Annotated in this window: 23 protein-coding genes; 7 read left to right on the forward strand and 16 right to left on the reverse strand. The window is 72.5% G+C overall.

Annotated elements, in window-relative coordinates:
• Positions 1-14 precede the first annotated feature (14 nt).
• The 4 genes from ACIGDI_RS12535 to ACIGDI_RS12550 all read right to left on the reverse strand — a co-directional run bounded on the left by ACIGDI_RS12535 (position 15) and on the right by ACIGDI_RS12550 (position 5,205).
• A complete protein-coding gene (locus ACIGDI_RS12535; protein ID WP_399894517.1) occupies positions 15-1,544 on the reverse strand; it encodes an aldehyde dehydrogenase family protein in 1,530 nt (509 codons plus the stop codon).
• Between the two features lie 229 nt (positions 1,545-1,773).
• Complete coding sequence (locus ACIGDI_RS12540; RefSeq protein WP_399894520.1) at positions 1,774-3,075, reverse strand: hypothetical protein; 1,302 nt, start codon at positions 3,073-3,075, stop codon at positions 1,774-1,776.
• 11 nt (positions 3,076-3,086) lie between these two features.
• Positions 3,087-3,461: a hypothetical protein gene (locus ACIGDI_RS12545; protein ID WP_399894522.1), complete on the reverse strand. Its 375-nt coding sequence runs from the start codon at positions 3,459-3,461 to the stop codon at positions 3,087-3,089.
• Positions 3,451-5,205 carry a hypothetical protein gene (locus tag ACIGDI_RS12550; protein ID WP_399894525.1) on the reverse strand — a complete coding sequence of 585 codons (1,755 nt, stop codon included), beginning with the start codon at positions 5,203-5,205 and terminating at the stop codon, positions 3,451-3,453. Before ACIGDI_RS12550 ends, ACIGDI_RS12545 begins: the two co-directional genes overlap by 11 nt.
• Before the next feature lie 138 nt (positions 5,206-5,343).
• Here ACIGDI_RS12550 and ACIGDI_RS12555 point away from each other — a divergent pair, with 138 nt between their 5' ends.
• A complete protein-coding gene (locus tag ACIGDI_RS12555; protein ID WP_399894528.1) occupies positions 5,344-6,258 on the forward strand; it encodes a GNAT family N-acetyltransferase in 915 nt (304 codons plus the stop codon).
• On the opposite strand, the gene ACIGDI_RS12560 is transcribed toward ACIGDI_RS12555, so the two are convergent.
• Positions 6,244-7,200 carry a LysR family transcriptional regulator gene (locus ACIGDI_RS12560; RefSeq protein ID WP_399894531.1) on the reverse strand — a complete coding sequence of 319 codons (957 nt, stop codon included), beginning with the start codon at positions 7,198-7,200 and terminating at the stop codon, positions 6,244-6,246. The genes ACIGDI_RS12555 and ACIGDI_RS12560 overlap by 15 nt on opposite strands.
• A gap of 92 nt (positions 7,201-7,292) precedes the next feature.
• On the opposite strand from ACIGDI_RS12560, the gene ACIGDI_RS12565 reads away from it, so the two are divergent.
• A complete protein-coding gene (locus ACIGDI_RS12565) occupies positions 7,293-8,690 on the forward strand; it encodes an MFS transporter (RefSeq protein WP_399894534.1) in 1,398 nt (465 codons plus the stop codon).
• A gap of 32 nt (positions 8,691-8,722) precedes the next feature.
• Here ACIGDI_RS12565 and ACIGDI_RS12570 read toward each other — a convergent pair whose 3' ends face one another.
• The 6 genes from ACIGDI_RS12570 to ACIGDI_RS12595 form a co-directional block, all read right to left on the reverse strand.
• On the reverse strand, positions 8,723-9,679 hold the full coding sequence (locus tag ACIGDI_RS12570) for a hypothetical protein (protein WP_399894537.1): 957 nt from the start codon (positions 9,677-9,679) through the stop codon (positions 8,723-8,725).
• Between the two features lie 152 nt (positions 9,680-9,831).
• Positions 9,832-10,821, reverse strand: a complete 990-nt coding sequence (locus tag ACIGDI_RS12575; RefSeq protein ID WP_389076717.1) for a malate dehydrogenase — start codon at positions 10,819-10,821, stop codon at positions 9,832-9,834.
• Positions 10,822-11,160: 339 nt separating this feature from the next.
• Positions 11,161-12,366 (reverse strand): DUF2690 domain-containing protein, encoded by a 1,206-nt coding sequence (locus ACIGDI_RS12580; RefSeq protein ID WP_399894540.1) that lies wholly within the window; start codon positions 12,364-12,366, stop codon positions 11,161-11,163.
• A gap of 284 nt (positions 12,367-12,650) precedes the next feature.
• Positions 12,651-13,112, reverse strand: coding sequence for a helix-turn-helix domain-containing protein (locus ACIGDI_RS12585; protein ID WP_399894543.1), 462 nt, complete (start codon positions 13,110-13,112; stop codon positions 12,651-12,653).
• Positions 13,113-13,333: 221 nt separating this feature from the next.
• Positions 13,334-13,771 carry a DUF3017 domain-containing protein gene (locus ACIGDI_RS12590; RefSeq protein WP_399895275.1) on the reverse strand — a complete coding sequence of 146 codons (438 nt, stop codon included), beginning with the start codon at positions 13,769-13,771 and terminating at the stop codon, positions 13,334-13,336.
• 223 nt (positions 13,772-13,994) lie between these two features.
• On the reverse strand, positions 13,995-14,849 hold the full coding sequence (locus ACIGDI_RS12595) for a bifunctional methylenetetrahydrofolate dehydrogenase/methenyltetrahydrofolate cyclohydrolase (protein ID WP_200705143.1): 855 nt from the start codon (positions 14,847-14,849) through the stop codon (positions 13,995-13,997).
• Between the two features lie 246 nt (positions 14,850-15,095).
• Here ACIGDI_RS12595 and ACIGDI_RS12600 point away from each other — a divergent pair, with 246 nt between their 5' ends.
• From ACIGDI_RS12600 to ACIGDI_RS12610, 3 genes are all read left to right on the forward strand, one after another.
• The gene (locus ACIGDI_RS12600; protein WP_384815234.1) at positions 15,096-15,824 is read left to right on the forward strand and encodes an RDD family protein; all 729 of its coding nucleotides are present in this window, start codon (positions 15,096-15,098) and stop codon (positions 15,822-15,824) included.
• Positions 15,825-15,990: 166 nt separating this feature from the next.
• Entirely contained in the window at positions 15,991-16,431 is a 441-nt protein-coding gene (locus ACIGDI_RS12605; protein ID WP_399894548.1) for a hypothetical protein, read from the forward strand.
• Between the two features lie 8 nt (positions 16,432-16,439).
• Positions 16,440-16,622: a hypothetical protein gene (locus ACIGDI_RS12610; protein ID WP_399894551.1), complete on the forward strand. Its 183-nt coding sequence runs from the start codon at positions 16,440-16,442 to the stop codon at positions 16,620-16,622.
• Between the two features lie 70 nt (positions 16,623-16,692).
• Here ACIGDI_RS12610 and purH read toward each other — a convergent pair whose 3' ends face one another.
• Both purH and purN read right to left on the reverse strand, forming a co-directional pair.
• On the reverse strand, positions 16,693-18,264 hold the full coding sequence (gene purH / locus ACIGDI_RS12615) for a bifunctional phosphoribosylaminoimidazolecarboxamide formyltransferase/IMP cyclohydrolase (RefSeq protein WP_399894554.1): 1,572 nt from the start codon (positions 18,262-18,264) through the stop codon (positions 16,693-16,695).
• Entirely contained in the window at positions 18,261-18,890 is a 630-nt protein-coding gene (purN, locus tag ACIGDI_RS12620; RefSeq protein ID WP_399894557.1) for a phosphoribosylglycinamide formyltransferase, read from the reverse strand. Before purN ends, purH begins: the two co-directional genes overlap by 4 nt.
• A 326-nt stretch (positions 18,891-19,216) precedes the next feature.
• Between purN and ACIGDI_RS12625 the strand changes: the two genes are divergently transcribed.
• On the forward strand, positions 19,217-19,999 hold the full coding sequence (locus ACIGDI_RS12625) for a hypothetical protein (protein WP_200705138.1): 783 nt from the start codon (positions 19,217-19,219) through the stop codon (positions 19,997-19,999).
• A gap of 17 nt (positions 20,000-20,016) precedes the next feature.
• On the opposite strand, the gene ACIGDI_RS12630 is transcribed toward ACIGDI_RS12625, so the two are convergent.
• On the reverse strand, positions 20,017-21,747 hold the full coding sequence (locus tag ACIGDI_RS12630) for a DUF6350 family protein (protein ID WP_399894560.1): 1,731 nt from the start codon (positions 21,745-21,747) through the stop codon (positions 20,017-20,019).
• Between the two features lie 57 nt (positions 21,748-21,804).
• Between ACIGDI_RS12630 and ACIGDI_RS12635 the strand changes: the two genes are divergently transcribed.
• Entirely contained in the window at positions 21,805-22,674 is an 870-nt protein-coding gene (locus tag ACIGDI_RS12635) for an RNA polymerase subunit sigma-70 (protein WP_399895278.1), read from the forward strand.
• Positions 22,675-22,775: 101 nt separating this feature from the next.
• On the opposite strand, the gene sucD is transcribed toward ACIGDI_RS12635, so the two are convergent.
• Entirely contained in the window at positions 22,776-23,660 is an 885-nt protein-coding gene (gene sucD, locus ACIGDI_RS12640; protein WP_142142024.1) for a succinate--CoA ligase subunit alpha, read from the reverse strand.
• Positions 23,661-23,678: 18 nt separating this feature from the next.
• Complete coding sequence (gene sucC, locus ACIGDI_RS12645) at positions 23,679-24,857, reverse strand: ADP-forming succinate--CoA ligase subunit beta (protein ID WP_200705137.1); 1,179 nt, start codon at positions 24,855-24,857, stop codon at positions 23,679-23,681.
• Positions 24,858-25,059 lie beyond the last annotated feature (202 nt).

Here is a 25,059-nt window from a genome sequence, read left to right on the forward strand (position 1 = left end):
ATCGCGGGCCGGCGTCAGCCCGCGAACCAGCGCACCGGCTTCGGCGCCAGGTTCTGGTAGACGTGCTTGGTCTCGCGGTACTCGGCCAGTCCGGCGGGGCCGAGTTCGCGGCCCACTCCGCTCTTGCCGAAGCCGCCCCACTCCGCCTGGGGGAGGTAGGGGTGGAAGTCGTTGATCCAGACGGTGCCGTGACGCAGCCGGCCGGCGACGCGGCGGGCGCGTCCGGCGTCGGCGGTCCAGACGGCGCCGGCGAGTCCGTACTCGGTGTCGTTGGCGAGGGCGACGGCCTCGTCCTCGGTGCGGAAGGTCTCCACCGTCAGCACCGGCCCGAAGACCTCCTCGCGTACGACCCGCATCTCGCGGTGGCACTGGTCGAGGACGGTCGGCTCGTAGAAGTAGCCGCCGGCGGGGCGGGCCGGGGTCGGCTCGGGGCGCTTGCCGCCGGTCCGCAGCACGGCGCCCTCCGCCAGCGCGGAGGCGACGTAGTCCTCGACCTTGGCGCGCTGCTGCGCGGAGACGAGCGGTCCGCACTCGACGTCGTCCTCGGTGCCGCGGCCGAGGCGGATCTTCGCGGCCCGGCGGGCGAGTTCGGCGACGAAGCGCTCGCGCAGCGACTCCTCGACGATCAGCCGGCCGCCCGCCGAGCAGACCTGGCCGCTGTGGATGAACGCCGCGTTGAGGGCCTGGTCGACGGCGGTGTCGAAGCCCTCCTCGGTCGCACAGGCGTCGGCGAAGACGACGTTGGGGTTCTTGCCGCCGAGTTCGAGGGCGACCTTCTTGACGGTGGGCGCGGCGGCCTGGGCGACCTTGGTGCCGCTGACCAGTCCGCCGGTGAAGGACACCAGGTCGACGTCGGGGTGCTCGGCGAGCCGGGCGCCGACCGAGTGGCCGGGACCGGTGACGATGCCGGCGACACCGGCGGGCAGGCCGGCCTCGGCGAGCAGGTCGATGAGGGCGATCGTGGTGAGGGGGGTGATCTCGCTCGGCTTGACGACGAAGGTGTTGCCGGCCGCGAGAGCCGGGGCGATCTTCCAACTCGCCTGCAGGAGCGGGTAGTTCCAGGGAGTGATCAGCGCACAGACCCCCACGGGCTCGTGTACGACGACGCTGTGGACGTCGGCCGAGCCCGCGTCGACGACGCGGCCGGGCGTCTCGGCCGCGACCAGGTCGGCGAAGTAGCGGAAGGCGTCGGCGACACAGTCGATGTCGATGCGGCCCTCCTCCACGGTCTTGCCCGCGTCGCGGCTCTCCAGCCGGCCGAGACGTTCGCGGTCGCGTATCAGCAGGTCCGCGACGCGGCGCAGCACGGCGGCGCGGTCGGCGGCGGGGGTGCGCGGCCAGTCCCCTTCGTCGAAGGCCCGGCGGGCGGCCGCGACCGCCAGGTCCGTGTCCTTCTCGTCGCCCTCCGCGACCAGAGCGAAGGCCTGGCCGTCGGCGGGGTCGAGGATCTCGCGCGTGGCGCCGGAGACGGCTTCCCGCCACTCTCCCGCCACGTGGATGGTCGCCTGCGCGTCGAGCTCCAGGGCTTCTGCTCGGTCCGACATGATCGGTATTGCCTTCCGTTGCTGTCCAGATCCCGTGAGTCACACGGATGTCACCCTTCGGGACCGTGAGCACATGCCCCCCGGCCGTCGTTGCATGCGCAATTCATGGCCGAAAGTGCGCTGTGTCACTGAAGATGCGGGCGAATTGGGGCAAAACGCTCGCCGGAAGGTGATCTGAGCCACGGAGTCGGCCGTGTCCCCGGCCCTCCCGAGCCGGGGGAGGGCCGGGCTAGTCGATGCCGGGGTCGGCGTCGCAGGTGGTGTACGGCGGGCAGAACCAGTCCAACGCCGTTGCGAGGTAGCCGAGTTCGTCGTCGCGACCGTCGGAGTCGGGCCCGTAGGAGGCGATGGCGTAGATGTTGCCGTCGGCGGCCACGAAGCGCTCGTCGTACACGTGCCAGGTGCCGACGTCGGGCTCGCCGGAGATCGAGCCCGCCAGGTACTCCAGGCGGGAGCCGGTGAACTCGCCGTCGTCGAGACGCTGCAGGTCGAGCTTCTCGAAGCCGGCGGGCTTACGGGTCTGTGCGGACAGGTACAGCTTGAAGGAGGCGTCCGGGGACTCCTCCTGGACCTGGTAGACCTGCAGGCGGTGCTCCTTGTCGGCGCTGCGGTAGTTGACGACGGCTATGCCGTACTGCGAGGGGACGGTGCTGCGCGTCCACCCCTTGGGCACGGCGATCCGGAAGCCCTCGGCGTCGTCGCGCAGTTCGTAGCCGTCGGGCGGCGTGGAGAGGGAGGGCGAGGGCGAGGCGGTGCCTTCGGCGTACGGCGACGGGGACTGCACCGGCGAGGAGACCGGCGCCGACGACGACCCGGCCGCGACCGGCTGCTTCCCGTCGTCGCCGCCCTTGCCGACGACCAGCGTCAGCACGAGACTCACGGCGACACCGACGACGGCGGCCCCCACCACGACGGACCAGACGAGCCGCCGGCTGAGCCCACCGGAGGGAGCGGGGGCGGTCACCGGCTCCACGGGGGGCCAGGAGGCGCCGCTGGACCACTCGGGCGCGGACCAGGGGGCGGGGGCGCCGGTCGGCGCGGAGACGTCACCGCCGACAGGCGGCCACCCGGCGGCACCGGTAGGTCCGGAGTCCGGAGGCCGGGCTCCACCCTCCGGACCGACCGGCCGGGACTGCGCGGCAGGGGCGCCTCCCCCGCCGTCCACGACGGTGTTGCCGGCGCCCGCCGGACCGTGCCAGACGCTCTCCCCGCCGGCGACGGGCCGGCCCCCCGGCCCCGCGGCGGGCGGCGACGGTTCGGTTCCGCCGTCACCGCCGACGGCGGAGGACCCGGCACCGGCCGCCTCTCCGGCCACGCCGGCCTCGTCCGCCCCGGACGCGGGTGCCGGTGGCGTCGGCTCGGTGGTCGGCTCGGTGTGGGACGCCGTGTCGGGCGTCGTGTCGGGCGCCGTCGGCGCGACCGGTGGCCGCGCCGGTGGCGGTGAAGTCGGCTGGGTCGTCGAAGGGCTCTCCGCGCCGCCGTCCTCCCAGCGCTGGGTGTCCTCGTTCCAGTACCTCGGTCCCCCGCTCATGCCGGTACTCCTCACATCCCCAGCAGCCCGGCCAGCGCGCCGGCCGAGGCGAGGAACGTGACCAGGGCCTGCGAGTCGGACAGCAGCTCGCGCAGGCGTTCGCGGCGGGTCCGGCCCGCCTGGCCGGTGCTGGTGATCTCCGACTCCGTCTCGGCGAGGGCCTCGTCGAGAGTGGCCGTCTGGTCGGTGCCGCGCACCCGCTCGGCGAGGTCGGCCCGCAACTCCCGCACCGCGGCGAGGAGTTGCTGCGTCGCCTCGTCGAGCTGCGGAGCCTCCCCGGCGGCGCCGTGGTGATGGTGGCTCTCGGCGTGTGCGTGGCTGCCGACGGCGAAGGTGTTGTTGCCCGAGATGTTCCCGAAGTTGACGCTCGGCTCGTTACCGGTCATTGCTGTCGGCTCCCTTCTGCTGCGGCGCCGCGCCGCCCGAGACGGTGGAGGAGGCGGACGCGTGGCTGCCGACCGCGAAGGTGGAACCCTCGACGCGGCCGATGTTCACGTCGCCGTTGCTGATGTTGACGATCTTCTGGACGAACTCGCCGGTCTCGTAACCGGATTCGGCGAGCGCGGCCCGTACCCCGTTCGCCACCCGGTCCTGCACGCTCCGCAGGTAGCGGGCCACGTCCATTTCCTGGAAGAGCGATCCGGCCGGCGTCGAGCCCAGCTCGCGCACCGACAGCGCCGGCCCGTCCGGCAGCGCGCCCGCGTAGCCGCCGGTCAGCAGCCGCCAGAGGTAGACCGCGCCCCGGCCGAGCTGGCCCAGCGAGCGGCCCGCCGACCCCGGCACCAGGACGAGCGCCCCGGCGGCCTTGCCCAGCGCGCTGTTGTTCCGGAACCGGTGCGCCGTACGGTCGGCGTCCTTGAAGTCGGCGCGCACCGGCGTCAGCACGTGCGGCGCGATCTCCAGCATGAGCATCCGGCCCTGCGTGTGGATGCGCACGAACACCGTGACGACCAGCTCCTCCTCCCAGCCGCCGACCCGGATGCGCAGGAAGTGCCGCCGCTTCTCGGCGCCCTCCTCCACGGCCCGGGCCCGGTGCTCCTCGAAGGCCTGCGGGGTGTACGGGGCCTGGTCGCGGGTGAGCAGTCCCTCGACGGGCAGGAACACGCACTCGTCGATCTCCAGCCAGCGCAGCCGGTCGCGGACGCCGGGGCCCGCGTACTCGGACGGGACGCGCAGCTGTTCGAGCATGGGGCGGATGCGCTCCAGGATCGTGCGGTTGCTCAGCGGCAGCTGCTCCTTGTGCTCCTCGTCCGCCCGCAGTTCCACGGCCAGCACCCAGGTGTCGTACGCCGCTCCCGCCCCGCAGAACGGGCGCGCCTCGTGGTACATGACCAGCGGCGCGTGCTGCTCCAGCCGGATGCGCTGCTTCAGCCGCTGGAAGCGCGGGTTGTCGGCCTGCTCGGCGGGATCGCCGGCGGCGTCCGGGAAGCGCTGCGGGGACAGCTCGGCGGCCAGCGCGCGGCTGAACTGGTTGCGCTGGGCGTACACGCACCAGCCGATGAGCGCGAGGAAGGCGAGCGTGAGCCAGGCCTGCCAAGGCTCGACCGCGTCGGCGATGTCGCTCGGCGAGAAGGCGTCGGTGACGCTCGGCGAGTCCGAGTAGCCGTAGTCGGAGCCGTACGAGTTGTAGGAGGGGCTGTCGTCGGAGAAGCCGCCGAACGCGGCGACGACGGTGAGGGCCAGCAGACCCGTGAGGACGATCCGGCCCCACCAGCGCAGCAGGAAGGCGGCGACGCGGCGGTAGCGCGACGGGTGTTCGCTGCGCCCCCTGATCCACGGCGCGAGGGCGAGCAGGACGCTCGGCCAGAAGAAGAACAGCAGCATGCCGCCGACGGCCGTGCCGATCAGCCACAGACCGGCGATCGCGCCGGCCCACAGCAGTTCGTGGCGCCGGGCGCGCAGGGCGTGGGCGAGGACGCGGGCGGCGTCGAAGCCCAGCGAGGGCGCCGCGATCCGCTGCTCGTTGAGGTGCAGTTCCTCGATGACCCGGTCCCGGTAACCGGAATCCAGGTAGGTGCCCGCGCACAGCAGCCGGGTGGCCTCACTGGCGTGCGGTGGGGTGGGTGGTGCCGGCGGGGCCGCTGTGGGCGTCGTCGGCTGTGGTTGCTGCGGCACGTACGCGGTGCTCACGCTGCTCCCCCGATGCGTGGAGTGACCGTTGTCAGACGTTCAGTTGACAAACCATCAGCATAGAGGGGCCGTTGGGGCGACGAAACCGGAATGCCGAGGGATGGACGCCTCGGAGTTCTTTGACTAAGGTCAAAGGTTATGGAGCCAGGACGTACGGGGCCGGTGCCGTCGGAGCAGGTCGCCGCTCTGCGCCGGTTCAACCGGTACTTCACCCGCCGTATCGGCGCGCTGGACGACCACTACCTCGGCCAGGACCGCCCGCTCGGCGAGGCCCGGCTGCTGTTCGAGATCGCCGGGACGCCGGGCGGAGTGTCCCTGCGCGAGCTCAGGAGCCGGCTCGGTCTGGACGCGGGGTATCTGAGCCGGATGACCAAGGCGCTCCAGGCCGAGGGCATGGTCCGGATCAGCGTCGACCCGCGGGACAACCGGCTGCGCATGATCGAGCCGACGGACACGGGGCGGCTGGAGGTCAAGGAGCAGAACCGCCGGGCCAACGCCCTCGCGGCCGGCCTGCTGGACACCCTCACCCCCGACCAGCGCGACCGGCTGGTCGACGCCATGACCACCGCGCAGCGCCTGCTGCGGCTGGCCGCGATCACCGTCGAGCTCGTCGACGGCGCCTCCCCGGACGCCCGCGCCTGCCTCGACGCCTACGCGGACGACATCGACGCGCGCTTCCCGGAGGGCTTCGACAAGTCCGACCTGGTGCGGCCGGAGGAGGTGTCCGGGGCGGCCGGCGCGTTCTTCGTGGCGTACGAGGAGGGGCGGGCCGTGGGCTGCGGGGCGCTGCGCACCCTGGAGCCGGGCGTGGGCGAGATCAAGCACGTGTGGGTGCACCCGGAGGCCCGGCGCCTCGGCCTCGCCGGCCGGATCCTGGACGCTCTGGAGGGCGAGGCGGCGGCCCGCGGCTTCACCGTCGTACGCCTCGACACGCACGCGAGCCTCACCGAGGCGCAGGCGATGTACCGGGCGGCGGGCTACCGCGAGATCCCGGCCTACCTCGACCACGTCTACGCCAGCCACTGGTTCGAGAAGCGGCTATGGGCCGTCTGACGGGCCCTGCCCCGCCGCCCGGTCGGCCGCCGACCACCGGGCCAGCACCTCCCGCAGGGTCCGCCGCAGCCACGCGTGCGCGGGGTCGGCGTCGTGCCGGGGATGCCAGGCCATGCCCAGCGGCAGCGGCGGCAGCGGGAGCGGTATCTCGAAGGTCACCAGACCGAGCGCCGCCGCCAGCGGAAACCCCCATCCGCTGATCAGCCCGACCAGATCGGTGTCCCGCAGCACGAAGAGCGAGGCGGGAAACGTCCCCACGGTCCCCACCACCCGCCGCCGCAGGCCGAGTTCGGCGAGCGCGGCGTCGGCGGGCCCGTGCAGCCGGCCGCGCCGCGAGACGACCAGGTGGTCAGCCTCGGTCGCGAACCGCTCGGCCGTCAACTCCCCTTCCAGCAGCGGATGCCCGGCCCGTACGACGCCCGCCATCCGGTCCTCGTGGAGCATCTCCACGTGCACCTCGGGCGCGGTCGTGTCCAGCACCCCGACCTCCAGATCGGCCGTTCCCTCGCGCAGGAACGGCACGTCCACATGGCTCTCGGCCAGGAACCGGACGCGGACTCCGGGCGCCTCCTTCGCGGCACGTTCGAAGAGGGCCGGACCGCAGGCCGCGGCGATGAAGTCGTGGCCGATGATCGTCAGGGTCCGGCGCACGGTCCGCAGGTCCGCGTCCCGGTCCGGGGCGAACAGCGCCCTCGCCCGCTCCACCACCGCGCTCACCTCGGCCCGCACGGCCAGCGCGCGCGGCGTCGGCACCATCTGGCGCCCGGCCCGCACCAGCACGGGATCGCCGAGCGCCTTGCGGATCCGGCTGAGGGTGCGGCTCATCGCCGGTTCCGAGAGGTGCAGCCGCCGGGCGGCGCCGCCGACGCTCTGCTCCTCCAGCAGCACCTCCAGGGCGACCAGCAGATTCAGATCCAGACCACTTGATTGCGTCACGCGCATCGATCCCTTGCAAAGCTTGCACTGGAGTGCAGGACAGGTCCGAGCCTACGGTGACAGCGCATCCCACACCACCGAGCTCCCGGGGAGGAGCCATGCCCCCGCACGCCCTGAAACGGTCCACCCTGCTCGCCCTGTGCGCCTGCGTCCTGGTCGCCCAGAGCATGGTCGCCGCCATCAACCTCCTGATCCCGCAACTGACTTCGTCGTCCCTGCACCCCTCGCACACCGAGATCCTGTGGACGGTCGACGCCTATGTGATCGTCTTCGCCTCGCTGCTGGTCCCGGCCGGCGCCCTCGGCGACCGTCGGGGCCGCAAGGGCGCGCTCCTGACCGGCCTCGCCCTGTTCGCCGCGGGCGCCGCCACCAGCGCGCTCGCCACGTCACCGGCCGTGCTGATCACCGGCCGGGGCGTCTCCGGCGCGGGTGCCGCGCTGATCACCCCGGCCACGATGTCGATCCTGATGCGCCTCGCCGGTCCCGAGCGCCGGGCGCAGGCCATGGCGTCCTGGACGCTCGCGCTCGGGCTGGGCGGCATGTTCGGCAACCTCGGCGGCGGTCTGGTCGGGCAGTTCCTGACCTGGCGGGCCCTGTTCGGGGCGATGGTGCCGCTGGCCGCGCTGCTCGCCCTCGCCGTCGCGCTCACCACGCCACGCACCGACCGCGCCCCGGACAACCACCCGGACCCGGTCGGCACCCTCCTGCTCACCGCGGCCCTGGTCGCCCTGCTGTTCGGGATCATCGAGGGCCCGACCTACGGCTGGACGTCCCCGCGCATCCTCGGCGTCTTCGCGGCGGGCGCCCTCCTCGTGGCCGCCTTCGCCCGCCACGCCCTGCGCTCCCGCACGCCCCTGTTCGACCCGCGCGTCTTCGCCTCCGCGCGCCTGCGCGCGACGACCCTGGGCATGGCGACCGGCTTCTTCGGCCTGTTCGCCCTCTTCTTCGTCAACTCCCAGTACCTGCAAGGGGTGAAGGGTTACGGTCCCGCCCGTACCGGCGTCGCGATCCTGCCGCTGATCGTCGGCATGGCGGTCGTCCCGAAGCTGGCGGCCCGCTGGGCCTCGCGCCCCCGCCCGGTCGTCGGCGCCGGTCTGGCCCTGATCGGCCTCGGCCTGCTCGGCGCGTCCACCGTCGACGCGGGCACGCCCTACCCGCTGTACGCCTGCTGGCTGCTGGTCATCTCCGCGGGCACGGGCCTGTCCATGCCGGCGCTCACCCTAGGCGTCGTCACCTCCCTCCCCGCCGACCGGGCGGGCCTCGGCTCCGGCCTGGGCACCTCGGCCCGCGAGATCGGCGCGGCCCTCGGCGTCGCCGTCACCGGCACCGTCCTGGCCTCGCACCCCGGCTTCGCCGAGGGCATGGGCCCGGCGCTGCGCACGGTCGCCGTCCTGGTCCTGGCGGCGACGGCGGCGGTCGTCACCGGCTACCGCGGAGACGGGGGCCCGGCCCGTACGGCGGCGTCCTCGGCGCCCGCGAAGGAGCCCGTGGGCTGACCCAGGGCCTGTCGTTTGGATCAGCTCGGTCCCTAGGCGCACTCCGTGCCCGTCGGGCAGAAGTACCGCACCGCCATCCTCAGCGGTTCCCGCACCCGCTCGGGGTCCAGGCTCGCGGGGCCGCTGGCGCGGATCGCGTACAGGGTCCCGTCGGGGGCCTCGAAGCGGTGGTCGATGACCTGGCGGGCGCCCTTGTCCGCGTCGGTGTAGCGGTACGACAACTCGGCCCAGGTGTCGCCGTGGTCGCGCTCGACGACCTGGTAGCCGGGCTGCGCGGCGAAGCCGTAGCCGGGGTCGGTCTCGGCGAGGGTGAGGGACTCGTACGGCGTGGACTCGGTGACCTCGAAGATCTGCAGCTGGCGGCCGTCGGCGGGGGCGTCGTAGTAGACGATCGGCGCGAGCTTGCCCTGCTTCTCGCGGCGATTCCAGCCCTGGGGGACGTCGATCGAGTAGCCGACGGGGTCCTGGGCACGGCGGTAACCGGCGGAGGGCGAGTTCAGCGGCGAGGCCGACGCGGTCGCGGCCGGTGTGTCCGGCGGCGTGCTCGGCGGAGGCGAGCCGGAAGGCGTCGGGTCGGCGGAGGTGGAGGAGGTGGAGCTGACGCTCGCGGGGCCCGCGCCGGTGTCCGTGCGGTGCTCCCGCACGAGGTACCAGGTCCCGGCGCCGGTCCCCGCGCCGACCGCGACGATCAGGGCGATCACCCCGACGATCCGGCCGACCCGGTGCCGGGGGGCCGGCGGTGGGGCGGGGGGCAGGGTGTACGGCGGAGTGGGGTGCCCGCCGTACGGCGGTGCCGGGGGCGCGGGGTAGACCGGGTCCGGCGGAGGCGGCACCCAGGGCGGCGGAAGCGTCCCGCCCGTCTGGGTCTCCGCCGAGGCCCACGGGGGCACCTGTCCCGTCCCGCCGTCGGACCAGGCCGCCCGGCCTCTCTCCTCGCTCGGCTCGTGCTCCGCCCCGGAACCGGAGCTGTGTCCGTCCCATCCGTTCATGCCGACGTCCCCCGAATCACCCCATTGAGCAACGCTTTAGACGGTAGCGGCGAAAACGGCCACGGGCCCCGTTCCGGAAGGAACCGGAACGGGGCCCGTGCAGGGTCGTGACGAAACGGTGAAGCCGGGCGGGCCCGGCGTCATCGGCGGTGTCAGATGAGGCCGAGGCCGCGGACCGCCTCGCGCTCCTCCTCGAGCTCCTTGACGGAGGCGTCGATGCGGGCGCGGGAGAACTCGTTGATGTCCAGGCCCTGGACGATCTCGTACTTGCCGTCCTTGGTGGTGACCGGGAAGGAGGAGATCAGGCCCTCCGGGACGCCGTAGGAGCCGTCCGACGGGATGCCCATGGAGGTCCAGTCGCCGTCGGCGGTGCCGTTGACCCACGTGTACACGTGGTCGATGGCGGCGTTGGCGGCCGACGCGGCGGAGGAGGCGCCACGGGCCTCGATGATGGCCGCGCCGCGCTTGGCGACGGTCGGGATGAACTCCTCGGCCAGCCACTTCTCGTCGTTCACGGTCTCGGCGGCGTTCTTGCCGGCGACCGTGGCGTGGAAGATGTCCGGGTACTGGGTGGCGGAGTGGTTGCCCCAGATCGTCAGACGCTTGATGTCGGCGACCGTCGAGCCCGTCTTCTTCGCGAGCTGGGTCAGCGCGCGGTTGTGGTCCAGGCGGGTCATCGCGGTGAAGCGCTCGGCCGGTACGTCCGGGGCGGCGGCCTGGGCGATCAGGGCGTTGGTGTTGGCCGGGTTGCCGACGACGAGGACCTTGATGTCGTCCGCGGCGTGGTCGTTGATGGCCTTGCCCTGCGGCTTGAAGATGCCGCCGTTGGCCTCCAGCAGGTCACCGCGCTCCATGCCCTTGGTGCGCGGGCGGGCGCCGACGAGGAGGGCGACGTTGGTGCCGTCGAAGGCGACGTTCGGGTCGTCGGTGATGTCGATGCCCTGGAGCAGCGGGAAGGCGCAGTCGTCCAGCTCCATGGCCGTGCCCTCGGCGGCCTTCAGCGCGGGCGTGATCTCGAGGAGGCGGAGCTTGACCGGCACGTCCGCGCCGAGCAGCTGGCCGGAGGCGATGCGGAAGAGGAGGGCGTAACCGATCTGGCCGGCCGCGCCGGTGACGGTGACGTTCACGGGAGTGCGGGTCATGGCGTTCTCCGTAGGACAGCTGGCGGTGGTGTCGTCCGGGTGGGACGTACAAATGATCGATCTCTTGGTATCAAGAGAGATCCACCGGTCAGGCTATCGCGCATCCGGGATCCCGGACGGCCGGGTCCGTGTGGCCCAGCCCACAGAGTGAGCGGCGGGAAAGAAATGCGGGACGGCACGCATAGCCGCCCCCATCCCGGGCACGCGAACCGTACCCCCACGGGAGTCCGGCACCGTCGGTACCCCCCAACGGCGGCCGCCTTCGTCTCACCTCTCCCGGACGGGCGGCCGCCCCCTTTGTGTGTCGGCTTTCCATGTCGCCTTTGTGTGTCGGCGAACCTAGGGCGTGCACCCCTTGACGCCGGACGACAGGGTCGCGCAGGCCTTCGCCTCACCCGCGTCCTTCACGGCGACCATCGGTGTGTACGCGATGGTGTCCCCCGCCTGCGTGATGCTGTCGCTCTCCTTGGCCTTGCCCGCGGTCACCTGGACGGCGTCCCCCGGCGCGGCGGCGGTGATACGGCCCCACGCGGCACCGCAGGTCTTGCTGTAGCGGACCTCGACGGTGGTCGTGCCGACCGTGGCGGTCTTGGCGGTGGTCACCGCGGCGGCGTCCTTGGTGCAGCCCATGGCCTCCGCGTCCTTGCCGGTGCAGGAGGCGCCGGCGCACTTCACGCCGGCCGGCAGGTCGACGGAGCTGACCGAGGGCGACGGCGAGGCGTGCCCGCCCTCGTTCTTCTTGCCGCCGCCGTCGGTCAGGTAGAACACGGCCGCCATCACGACCAGGACGCCCACGACGCCCGCGAGGAACATCGTCAGCCGCCGCCTGGCGGCACCCCCGGAGGCGGTGTCCGGGCCCCCCGGCCGCGGACCCTGCGGGGCGTCGCCGAAGGCACCCTGCGGCTGCGGCGTCCGGGCGGAGGCGCCGGGCGCGGTCGCGTCGGGCGCGGTGGCCGGTGCGGGCGAGGCCGCCTGCTGCGCGCGTCCGCTCGTCGGCGCCGGTCCCTGATATCCGGCCAGTTTCCAGGAGTTGGCGCCGGACGATCCCCCCGAGGCGCCTTCCGGCTCCCGGGGTTCCGGCGACGACGTCGGCTGCGGGGGCACCGTCGGTGCCACCCCCGCGGGTCCCGCGATCCCCGGCGTCGCCGTCGCGCTGCCGGACTTGCGGGCCGTCTTGCCGCCCTTGACGTTCGCCGGGGGCGCCCCGAACTCACTGAGCGCGGCACGCGCCTGCGAGATCCGGATCGCCTCCATGGTCATGTCGTGGCGCATCTCCGACTTGCTCCAGGCGCGTTCGGCGAGCTCCCACATGGTCGTCAGATGGACCGGGTTGGTGCCCGTGACCTCGGCCAGCGCCACGATCGCGCCCTTGGGCGCGAGCAGCCGGCCGTTCAGGTAGCGCTCCCATGACGTCTTGCTGTAGCCCGTACGGTCGGCCACCGACGCGATGCTCAGGCCACTGCGGTCCACGAGCCGCCGCAGCTGGCTCGCGAACTCCCTGACCTGCGGATCGAGTTCGTCCGGCAAGGCCCTCCAACGAGGCATTGCTTCCCCCCTCTTCCCCCCGCTTGGTGCTTTTCTTCCCTACCTCGCGCGTGCCCGGCGCGGGCCAGGTCCCCGTCCCTGGTTACCCACCGGAGTGCGCCCCATCAGGGTCTCAGTTCCCAGGGCGGGGGCGCACTGGTGCGCCCCCGGTGGGACTCGTCACGCTAGCTCCCCCGTCGAACAACTCTGTGTCAAATCCGCGAACTCGCCGATACATCGACACCGCAGCCACACACGGACAACCCCACCCGTCACGGACGTATTCACCCCGTCCCATCGGCGACTCACCCGAGCGCGACGGCACCGACGACCGCCGTCAGCAGCGTGAGGAGCAGCAGCACGACGGCGTACAGCAGCAGCCGCCCGCCCGGTACGCGCCCCTGCTTCCCCTCCTCCGGCGTGTCCCACCAGGGCAGGGTCGGGTCGTCCTCGTAGCCGTCGGTCTCCTCGCTCCCCGCGGGCTTCGCCGGCCGGGGCCAGGCCTGGACGGCGAGTTCCCAGCGCACCCCGAACCGCTCGGCCTCCGTGCCGTCGAGGCCGGCGATCCGGCACAGGGCCGCGACGGCCTGCCGGGGCGGCGGCTGGGTGGCGTTGAGGTAGCGGTGCCAGGAGGACTTGCTGTACGCGGTGCGGGCGCCGAGCGCGACGAGGCTGAGCCCGGTCGCGTCCTTCAGGAGCCGCAACTGCTCCACGAAGTGCCGCACCTCCGGCGGCAGATCGTCCGGCAGCGGCTGCCAGCCGCCCATCGCCCACCTCCACGGCATCCTCGTCCTGCTCGTCCTGCTCGTCTGAGCAGGTGACGAAGCCGGCCCGCCGATGGTTCCCGCGTTGCGGAACGGTCACCTCCGTGCCACAGCGCGCGGACAGCCGTTGAACAGCGGCTTCGGCGTGCTGGAGGGTGGTCCTGGCGGCGGCCCGTCCTTGTCCCGGGGGAGGGGACGGGCCGTCGTCACCGCGTCGGGCGGGGTCAGCCGCTGCTCACCGTGAAGTGCAGCGTGTCCTTCAGGAACGGGATCTGCAGCCAGGGGTGGGGCTGCACCATCATCGCCAGCAGCACGATCGCGAGACCCAGCACGCCGTAGGTGACGATGTCGGTGAAGCGGGAGCGCACGGCGAGCATGCCGACGTCCGGCAGGGTCCAGCGCAGCAGGGCTCCGGCCACCAGGGCGACCCCGATCAGCAGGGTGCCGACCCGGAAGACGTCCAGCGCGGTCAGCAGCAGGCCGACGGCGACCAGGCCGAGGACGGCGAGGATCGGCCACTGCCGGGCGGGCGCCGGGGCGTCGCCGGAGGCGGCCCGGCCACCGCCCTCGGGGCGCGCGGTGTCCCGTGTGAACAGCGGGAAGCGGCGCGTCACCCGGCGCGGCACGCCTTGTGCGTCGGGCGCGCTGATCGCGTCCCGCACGGTCTCCTCGGCCTGCTCCTCGGGGTGTTTGGCCTCGTGCTCCGGGTCCGCCCCGGCGCGGCCGGAATGCGCCGCCGACCGCCGGAGGTCCACGGCCGGGCGCCGGAGGTCGACGGCCGGGCGCCGGAGGTCGACGGCCGGACGCTCGGCGCCCGCCACCCCGGTCCCGGTGTCACTCACGCCGGTACCGGTGTCGCCCGCGCCGCTCTCGGGGCGCTTCGCGTCAGCCGACACTGCGCTCCGCCGCCTCGACCACGTTGACGAGCAGCTGGGCGCGGGTCATCGGGCCGACGCCGCCGGGGTTCGGCGAGATCCAGCCGGCCACCTCGGCGACCCCGGGGTGGACATCGCCGACGATCTTGCCCTCGGCGCTGCGCGAGACGCCGACGTCGAGGACGGCCGCGCCCGGCTTGACGTCCTCGGGCCGGATCAGGTGGGCGGAACCGGCGGCGGCGATGATGATGTCGGCCTGCTTCAGGTGCGCCGAGAGGTCGCGGGTGCCGGTGTGGCACTGGGTCACGGTCGCGTTCTCGCTGCGCCGGGTCAGCAGCAGCGGCATCGGGCGGCCGATGGTGACACCGCGGCCGACGACCACGACCTCGGCGCCCTTGATCTCCACGCCGTACCGGCGGAGGAGGGTGAGGACGCCGTTGGGGGTGCAGGGCAGCGGCGCCGGCTCGTTGAGCACCAGCCGCCCGAGGTTCATCGGGTGCAGGCCGTCGGCGTCCTTGTCCGGGTCCATCAGTTCCAGGATGCGGTTCTCGTCGATGCCCTTGGGCAGCGGCAGCTGGACGATGTAACCGGTGCACGCCGGGTCCTCGTTGAGCTCCCGGACGACCGCCTCGATCTCCTCCTGCGTGGCCGTGGCGGGCAGTTCGCGCTGGATGGAGGCGATGCCCACCTCGGCGCAGTCGCGGTGCTTGCCCGCGACGTACTTCTGGGAGCCGGGGTCGTCCCCGACCAGGATCGTGCCGAGGCCGGGCGTGACGCCCTTCTCCTTCAGCGCCGCCACGCGGGCGGTCAGATCGGACTTGATCGCGGCTGCGGTGGCCTTGCCATCGAGAATCTGGGCGGTCATGGTCCCCATCCTCGCGGATGACCGCCCCCTGGTTCCAATCCGGGTGCCGCGCGGGCGAACGCCCATGATCAGCCACATTGCACTTGCACAACACATGCGAAATGCCACTGGACAAGCCAGTCGGGGGTGAAGAACGATGAACGGCGCAGTATCGCGGTTCGTGTTCGGGGGGCAAACCGCTCACATCGTGTTATTCCTCCGCGCAATCCGCATCGTCCCCGCTTGTGCAACGGAGGAAAACCGGCCATGAGTTTCGGCTCGCCCAACAATCCCTACGGTCAGCCGCAGAACCCGCAGAACCCGCAGCAGGGTTACGGCTACCCGCAGCAGCCCCCGGCCGGTCAGCCGGGCCAGCCCGGATACGGCTACCCGCAGCAGCCCCCGCCGGGCGTGCCGCCGCAGCAGGGTTACGGCTACCCGCAGCAGCCGGGTTACCCCCAGCAGGGCTACGGCTACCCGCAGCAGCCCGGTTACCCCGGCGGTCCCGTACCGAACCTCGCCTCGATGGGCCGCCGCTTCGGCGCCCGCCTGATCGACGGCATCATCTACACGGTCGTCTACGTCGTCCTGCTGTTCGCCGGTGTCGCGGGCTCCATCAGCTCCGCCCAGAACTGCGACCCGAACTCCGCCGACTACGACACCTGCATCAACGACGCCGGCTCGTCGATGGGCGCCAAGGTCTTCGCCGTCATCGGCATCCTCGCCCTCTTCGGCCTGCTCTACGAGTGGCTGATGACCGGCCTGGTCGGTGCGACCCTGGGCAAGATGGCCGTCGGCATCCGCGTGGTGAAGGCCGACACCGGCCAGAAGCCGGGCCTGGGCTCGGCGTTCATCCGCTGGATCATCCCGCTCGTCGGCGGTTTCCTGTGCGGTATCGGCCAGTTGCTGGTCTACCTGTCCCCGTTCTGGGACAAGTCGGGCCGCCAGCAGGGCTGGCACGACAAGGCCGCGAGCACGATGGTCGTCCAGAACTGACCGACGCGCGGCGTCCCGTCCACGCCATTCGCCTCCCGGGGCCGTGTCTCACTCGCACGAGGAGACACGGCCCCGGCGCGTTCGCCCGCACCTCGCACGACATCGTCGCGACGCCTCCCTTCGTTGTACGGTCCATGCCACAACCGGGGCCGGTACAAGGGGGACCATGAGCAGAAGAACGACCACTGTCACTGTCGGGACGCTGATCGCGGCTTCGTTGCTCCTGGCGTGCACGGCGTGCGGCGGTTCCGGCGAATCCGGGGCTCATGCCACCCCCACGGCGGCCGCGAAATCCGCGGTGCCGCACCTCGGCGCCTCCGCCGCACCCGGCCCCGCCGGGAAACTGGCCGCCCTGGACGGTGGCCTCCGCCCCGCCGACCAGTACCAGCAGGTCCTTACCGCCCTGGCACCCCGTTGCAAGGAAGACCTCGCCGGTCTCGCGGCGGTCGTCGACACGACCCTCAAGTCCCTCAAGAAAAAGGGCATCACCGACGAGGACGAGTTCGGCGTTCTGCAAAATCTGGAAGCCTCGATTCCCAGCGGCAAACCGAAGACCGACTGTGCTTCGGAGGCAGCGGCCTACGCGGCGCGACGCGACGGGAACTAGCCCGCCGAGTGGCCGAAGCGGTCGTCGCGGTCCCGGACCCGGCGAGCACCGAGGACGTGCCGCCGCTCGTGCTCGACGCGGACACGGCCCCGCTGGACTTCGACTCCGGCGACCACGTCAATCTGACGTCCGACGGATACAGCGCCATCAGCAACGCCTACGACCTGGCCTCGCTCGGGCCGGACGCCTGACCGACACCACGGCGCCCCCGCACAGCTGCGGCTGTGCGGGGGCGCCGTGGTGCTGCGGTGGGTCCGGACGTCAGTGGAAGAAGTGCCGCGTCCCCGTGAAGTACATCGTCACGCCCGCCTTCTTCGCGGCCTCCACGACCAGTTCGTCGCGGACCGAACCGCCCGGCTGGACCACGGCCTTGACGCCGGCGGCGGTGAGGATCTCCAGGCCGTCGGGGAAGGGGAAGAACGCGTCCGAGGCGGCGTAGGAGCCGCGGGCGCGCTCCTCGCCGGCCCGCTCCACGGCGAGCTTCGCGGAGTCGACGCGGTTGACCTGGCCCATGCCGACGCCGACCGAGGCGCCGTCCTTGGCGAGCAGGATCGCGTTGGACTTGACGGCGCGGCAGGCCTTCCAGGCGAAGGCGAGCTCGGAGAGCTCGTCCGCGGACAGCGCCTCGCCGGTCGCCAGCGTCCAGTTGGCCGGGTCGTCGCCGTCGGCCTGGAGGCGGTCGGTGACCTGGAGGAGGGCGCCGCCGTCGATCGGCTTGACCTCGACCGGGTACTCGGGGCGGCCGGGTGCGCGCAGCACGCGGATGTTCTTCTTTTTGGCGAGGGCCTCCAGCGCACCGTCCTCGTAGTCGGGCGCGACGATGACCTCGGTGAAGATCTCGGCGACCTGCTCGGCCATCTCCCGGCTCACGGGCCGGTTGACGGCGATCACGCCGCCGAACGCCGACAGCGGGTCGCAGGCGTGCGCCTTGCGGTGCGCCTCGGCGACGTCCGAACCGATGGCGATGCCACAGGGGTTGGCGTGCTTGATGATCGCGACGCACGGCTCGTCGTGGTCGTACGCGGCACGGCGGGCGGCGTCCGTGTCCGTGTAGTTGTTGTACGACATCTCCTTGCCGTGCAGCTGCTCGGCCTCGGCCAGGCCGCCGGTGCCCGAGGTGTAGAGGGCCGCGGGCTGGTGCGGGTTCTCGCCGTAGCGCAGGGTGTGGGCGCGGTCCAGGCTGGTGGCGATGAACTCGGGGAACTGCGAGCCGTCCTCGGCGGGCGCGTAGACGGACGCGAACCAGGAGGAGACGGCGATGTCGTACTCGGCCGTGTGCCGGAAGGCCTCCGCCGCCAGGCGCTTACGGGAGGCGAGGTCGAAACCGCCGTCGGCGACGGCCTTGAGAACGTCGGCGTAACGCTCGGGGCTGGTGACGACCGCGACGGACGGGTGGTTCTTGGCGGCGGCGCGGACCATCGAGGGGCCGCCGATGTCGATCTGCTCGACGCACTCGTCCGCGGTGGCGCCGGAGGCGACGGTCTCACGGAAGGGGTAGAGGTTGACGACGACCAGGTCGAACGGCTCCACGCCCAGCTCGGCGAGCTGCTCGCGGTGGCTCTCCAGGCGCAGGTCGGCGAGGATGCCGGCGTGCACCCTGGGGTGCAGGGTCTTGACCCGGCCGTCCAGGCACTCGGGGAAGCCGGTCAGCTCCTCGACCTTGGTGACGGGAACACCGGCGGCGGCGATACGGCCGGCCGTGGACCCGGTGGAGACGAGTTCGACGCCCGCCTCGTGCAGGCCGCGCGCGAGGTCTTCGAGGCCCGTCTTGTCGTAGACGCTGACGAGCGCCCGGCGGATCGGCCGCTTACTGGTCCCGGCGGTGGCGGTCACTGGATAACTACCTTTCGTCCCTCAATGCGATGGCCGTTGCGGGCGAGCCGCCCCACGACCTCGACGAGCAGCCTTCGCTCGACTTCCTTGATGCGCTCGTGCAGAGCGCTCTCGTCGTCCTCGTCCCGGACCTCTACCACGCCCTGGGCGATGATCGGTCCGGTGTCGACGCCGTCGTCGACGAAGTGGACGGTGCAGCCGGTGACCTTGGCGCCGTACGCGAGCGCGTCCCGCACACCGTGGGCTCCGGGAAAACTGGGCAGCAGGGCCGGGTGGGTGTTCACGAACCGGCCGCCGAATCGGGCCAGGAACTCCTTGCCGACGATCTTCATGAACCCGGCGGAGACGACGAGGTCCGGCTCGTGGGCGGAGACGGCCTCGGCGAGGGCGGCGTCCCACTCGTCCCGCGTCTCGTAGTCCTTGACCCTGCACACGAAGGTGGGCAGCCCGGCCCGCTCGGCGCGCGCGAGCCCCTCGATGCCGTCGCGGTCCGCGCCGACGGCGACGACCGCCGCCCCGTAGACCTCGGTCCCGGTGGCCGCGATCTCGTCGAGGAGCGCCTGCAGGTTGGTGCCGGATCCGGAGACCAGCACGACGAGGCGCTTGACCACGGGCTTGGTGGCCACGGTGGGGCCCTTTCTCGGGGGAGCGTTCTTCGGCGGCCGGACCGCCGTACGCGGTGACGTGGCGCTTTGTACATTCGTACGAATGCTTCGCGCCCCGGGATACGGGGAAGTCTACGAAGCGGCCGACCGTCAGCAACGATACCGGCACACGGGGCGGCCCCCACGGGACGGGGGCGTGGCCGGAAGGTAGCGTCTGGGAGGAGCCGGTTCGGGAACGCGCCTGTCGTGCGGTGCGTTGACCGTGTGACGGCTTCCGCAGGATCAGCCGTACCCAGCAAGTTCGCCAGGTTCACGAACACGTTCACCAAGGGGAAGACGCTCTCTTGATGTCGGACCGCAGTCTGCGACTCCTCACGCTCCCCCCGCTCCCGGCCCAGGGAGGGGAGCGCGGCGCCGCGCTGCTGCGTGAGCGCCCGGCCTCACCGCCCGACGCGCCCTCGGACCGCAAGGACGACGAGTCGGGCGGCACCCAGGACGACAACCCCTTCGCCCCTCCGCCGGAGGGCACGCCCGACCGACCGTGGCAGCCGCGCCGTCCGGCGGGCGGCGAGGACGGCGAGGGCTCAGAGGGCCACTCCCCCTGGGGCAGCCAGTGGAGCGACCGCCAGCCGGGCCGCTCCTCCGGCGGTTTCGGCGAGCGCCCGGGCGGCCCGCCCTCCGGCCCCGAGGGTCCCGGTGACGGTCCCACGCCCGGCACGGGCATGCGCTGGGACCCGACCGACCCGGTGCAGCGCCGTGCCCGGTACTCCCTCCTGTGCGGCATGTGGGCCTTCTTCTTCGCCCTCTTCAGCTGGCCGTACGTGTCCCTGCTGCTCGGCGCGCTCGCCCTGTACTGGGGTGGCAGCGCCCTGCGCGCCAAGACCCGCCCCGGCGACAACAACAACGCCCCGTCCGCCGACGCCGGCTACCGCCCGCAGACGACGGCGGCGGTGAGCGGCCTGGTCACGGCCTCCCTGGCCATCGCCCTGGTGGCCGCGACGTTCACGGCCCAGCTGGTCTACCGCGACTACTACACCTGCACGAACGACGCCCTCACCAACGAGGCCAAGCAGTCCTGCAGCCATCTGCTGCCGACGGAGCTGCGGGGGCTGCTGGGGACGAACGGCTAGCCGAGCACCGGCACCGCTCAGGGCCGAGGGGGATCCTCCCCGTCGGCGTCGTCGTCGTCGGGGAGGATCCCCGGCCACCACGGTGAGTGCGACGGCGGCGACGGCGGCTGCTGCGGCCGTGGAGGTTCGGCGGGCAGCAGGTCGTACCGCTCGTACGGCTCGAAAGTCGTGTCGCGCTGCGCGAGCAGCGGACGGTAGACGTCGTCATCTTCGTCGTAGGACTGGCTGTATGCCTGGCCGAAGGACTGGCCCGAGGTCTGGCCGGGGTTCTCGCCCCAGGGCGGCACGGACGAGGTGTCGGCGGGCGTCTCCGTCCCGCCTCCCCCGGCCCCCTTCTGAATGCCGAGCCAGGCTCCCGCGGCGTACAGCGGCCGGGACAGCCGGCGCCCGCCTTCCGACACCCACGTCCCCGGGCCTACGGCCCGCTCGCCGCGCCTTCTCCTCTCCCGGCGTCCCCAGGTCCGCAGTCCCAGCGCCGTCGGAACCGACAGCGCCGCGATCCACAGGAACGCCGCGCCGGCCACCTCCCACCACACCGGCCCGAACCGGGCGAGCACCGCGACCCCCAGCCGCCCGCCGGCCAGCGCGGCGAGCAAGGCGATCACGGCCGCGCAGAACAGGGCCGCCAGCCCGGCGACACCGGCGGTTCTGCCCCGCGACCACGCGTCCGTCGCCGCCGGCGGGTCTCCCGCAGCCGCTCCCGCGCGCCCCACCAGCCATCCCACCGTCACCCCGGCCGCCACCGGCACCGCCACCGCGGCCCAGTTCACCCATCCCCCGGCGCCCGCCTCCGGCACGGCCGCGAGGAGCGGGAACGGCGGCAGCAGCGACGCCGGCGCCGAGGACACAGGGGTCACCATGTGACCGGCACCGAGCGCGAATCCGGGGCCCAGCGCGTACGACGCCCCCCACACCGCCGCGTTGGGCACCAGCGCCGCGCACAGCAGCAGCACCGCGAACCGCCCCGACCAGCCCTCCGTCAGATGCAGGAAGGACGCCCGGGTCGCTCCGCCGTGCCACACCAGGGACACCCCCACCAGCAGCGCCCCGCCCACGGCCAGCACCGTCGCCCCGGTCCCCGCGGCCCGCGCGGCGACCCCCAGGCGGGCCCGCCCCTCAGCCCCCAGGACCAGTCGCCGAAGCCCCGCGGGCAGCAGCACCAGCACCCCGTCGAGCGCCTCGCGCGGACGCCCGTACGCCGTCCACACCCCCAGCCCCGCCGCCCCCATGACGAGCAGCGGCGGACACACCGCCGTCCACGCCCAGTCGGGCCGCAGCTCACCTCCGGACGCGTAGAGCGCGGCGGCGGCGCCGACGCCGAGATACCCGAGCACGACGCCCGCCCACGCCGTCCCGCCCGACGTGTCCGGCGCCTCCTCCTCACCGCCGTCCACCGCGTCCCGCGCCGCCCGGTGCACCAGCCACACGGGCACGACGAGCAGCAGCAGCGGCGTCACGCCCACGGGGGCGGGGGTCCCGGAGAGCGTGTCGGTGCGGACGAGTTCGGCGCCGTGCGACAGCAGCCACAGCGCCGCCGCGACATGCAGCACGCCGCCCGGTCCGCTGTCGGGATAGGGCGAGCTGATCCACAGCATGGTCACGAGCACGGCGAGCGATCCGAGCCCCAGCCCGGCGGCCACGGCGCCACCCAGCAGGCCGGCGGCCAGTCCGGGCGAGTGGTCGCGCAGACGGACGAGCAGGGACGACAGGGGCGGTCGGCGAGCGGTCATCTGGATCACGACCGTCATGCTCCCAACGACACGCGCTTTCCCGTCGTAACAGGCGAACCACCGAAGTGTCGCTCAATATATGTTTATGTACTTTTCCGTACGAAAGGGCCGTCCGTGACGCAGCCTCAGGAACCGGAGCCGTCCGCGCCGCTGACGCCCGCTCAGGCCTTCGACGCGCTGTACGCGTTCTGCGCCCCCGCCCTCGTACGGCAGACCTATCTGCTCACCGGCCGCCGCGAGCTCGCCCGCGAGTCGGTCGAGCGGGCCTTCCAACTCGCCTGGCAGCGCTGGCCCGAGGTGGCCCGGGACCGGGATCCGGCCGGGTGGGTGCGCGCGGCGGCGTACGACTGCGCCCTCTCCCCCTGGCACCGCTTCCGCCCCCGCTACCGTCACCCGGAAGCGCCACCGGCCGACCCGTCCGACCGCACCCTGCTCGCCGCGCTCCTCGAACTCCCGCCGCCCTACCGCCGCACGCTCCTGCTGTACGACGGTGTGGGCCTGGACCTGCCGGAGACGGCGGCGGAGACGGAGGCCAGCACCCCGGCCGCGGCGGGCCGCCTGCTGCACGCCCGCGAGGTCGTCGCGGCGCGCCTTCCGGATCTGGCCGATCCGCCCGAACTGCGGCGCCGCCTCGCCGCGCTGGCCGCGACGGAGCGGCTGCGCGCGGCGAAGCCGCCGCGGGTGCGGACGGGCAGCGAGAGGCGGACCCGGTTCTGGACCCATGCCGCCATCGCCTTCACCGTCGCCCTGATCGGGACGACCTCGTTCGCCCTGCGCACGGCTCCCACGCACTACGAGCCGCCGGTGGCCGCGGGACGGGCGATCGAGGGTCTGCCGCCGCGGGTGTCGCAGGGCGCGCTGTCGGACGAGGAGGCGGAGCTGCGGGCGAAGCTGCGCAGGGAGACGGCGAACGGCCCGGAGCGGCTGGTGCCACTCGAACGTTGACGGCGTTCGCGTGGTCGGCCGCGCCCCCGTGACCCCCGTACACGCCCGTGGGCCCGCCCCCCGACCAGGGGAGCGGGCCCACGGGCATACGGTCGGGTGCCTCAGCCGGCGAGGATCTCGCGCGCCAGCTTGGCGGTCTCGGTCGGGGTCTTGCCGACCTTGACACCGGCGGCCTCGAGGGCCTCCTTCTTCGCGGCGGCCGTGCCGGAGGAGCCGGAGACGATGGCGCCGGCGTGGCCCATGGTCTTGCCCTCGGGCGCGGTGAAGCCCGCGACGTAGCCGACGACCGGCTTGGTCACGTTCTCCTTGATGAAGGCCGCGGCCCGCTCCTCGGCGTCGCCGCCGATCTCACCGATCATCACGATCAGGTCGGTGTCGGGGTCGGCCTCGAACGCGGCGAGCGCGTCGATGTGGGTGGTGCCGATGACCGGGTCGCCACCGATGCCGACGGCGGAGGAGAAGCCGATGTCACGCAGCTCGTACATCATCTGGTACGTCAGCGTGCCGGACTTCGAGACCAGGCCGATGCGGCCCGGCTTGGTGATGTCGCCCGGGATGATGCCGGCGTTCGACTGACCGGGGGTGATCAGACCCGGGCAGTTGGGGCCGATGATCCGGGTCTTGTTGCCCTTGGACCCGGCGTACGCGTAGAACGCGGCCGAGTCGTGCACGGCGATGCCCTCGGTGATGACGACCGCGAGCGGGATCTCGGCGTCGATCGCCTCGACGACGGCGGCCTTGGCGAAGGCCGGCGGCACGAAGAGGACGGAGACGTTCGCGCCCGTCTTCTCCATCGCCTCGGCGACCGTGCCGAAGACCGGGATCTCGGTGCCGTCGAAGTCGACGGACGTGCCGGCCTTGCGCGGGTTCACGCCGCCGACGATGTTCGTGCCGTCGGCCAGCATGAGCTTGGTGTGCTTCATGCCCGTGGCACCGGTCATGCCCTGGACGATGACCTTGGAGTCCTTGTTGAGGAAGATAGCCATGGCTGTGTTCCCTCGTCCTTACTTCGCAGCCGCGAGCTCGGCGGCCTTGTCGGCCGCGCCGTCCATGGTGTCGACGCGCTGCACCAGGGGGTGGTTGGCGTCGGTGAGGATCCTGCGACCCAGCTCGGCGTTGTTGCCGTCGAGACGGACGACGAGCGGCTTGGTGACGTCCTCGCCGCGGTCCTCCAGAAGCTTCAGGGCCTGCACGATGCCGTTGGCGACCTCGTCACAGGCGGTGATGCCGCCGAAGACGTTGACGAAGACGGACTTGACGTCCGGGTCACCGAGGATGATCTCGAGGCCGTTGGCCATGACCTGCGCGGAGGCGCCGCCGCCGATGTCGAGGAAGTTGGCGGGCTTGACGCCACCGTGCGCCTCACCGGCGTACGCGACGACGTCCAGGGTGCTCATGACGAGACCCGCGCCGTTGCCGATGATGCCGACCTCGCCGTCGAGCTTGACGTAGTTGAGGTTCTTCTCCTTGGCGGCGGCCTCCAGCGGGTTGGCCGCGTCCTTGTCGTGGAGGGCCTCGAAGTCCGGGTGACGGAACTCGGCGTTCTCGTCCAGGCTCACCTTGCCGTCGAGGGCGAGCACGTCACCGGAGGCGACCTTCGCCAGCGGGTTGACCTCGACCAGGAGGGCGTCCTCCTTGATGAAGGTGTCCCACAGCTTGACGAGGACGTTCACGACCTTGTCGGCGACGTCGGCCGGGAACTTGGCGGCCGCGACGATCTCGCGGGCCTTCTCCTCGGTCACACCCTCGTTGGCGTCGATCGGGGTCTTGGCGACGGCCTCCGGACGGGTGGCGGCCACCTCCTCGATCTCCATGCCGCCCTCGACGGAGGCGATCGAGAGGAACGTGCGGTTGGCACGGTCGAGGAGGAAGGAGACGTAGTACTCCTCGACGATCTCCGGAGCGGTCTCGGCGATCATCACCTTGTGGACCGTGTGGCCCTTGATGTCCATGCCGAGGATGTCCGTCGCACGGGCGACGGCCTCGTCCGGGGTGGCGGCCAGCTTGACGCCACCGGCCTTGCCGCGACCACCGACCTTCACCTGCGCCTTGACGACGGACTTGCCGCCCAGACGCTCGGTGATCTCGCGCGCCGCCTCAGGCGTGTCGATGACTTCACCGGCCAGCACCGGTACATCGTGCTTGGCGAAGAGGTCCCTCGCCTGGTACTCGAACAGGTCCACGCGCTTCCGTCCCTATCAGTGATCTCGCGGTTCGTTGGATGCGTGGGCGTGCCGCGAAGGGCAACGTGACGTCCGCTTGGGTCACAGGGGAAGCGCACACGGTGTCCGAGCGCGCGGCATGTCCGTCTCGCAGGTTATCGCCGCTTGCGGGGGTGCCCTAAATCGAGGGTCACACCTGAGCGGTGATACCTGTCACATGATG

This window comes from Streptomyces sp. NPDC085900, from assembly GCF_044540925.1.
Taxonomy (GTDB): domain Bacteria; phylum Actinomycetota; class Actinomycetes; order Streptomycetales; family Streptomycetaceae; genus Streptomyces; species Streptomyces gilvifuscus.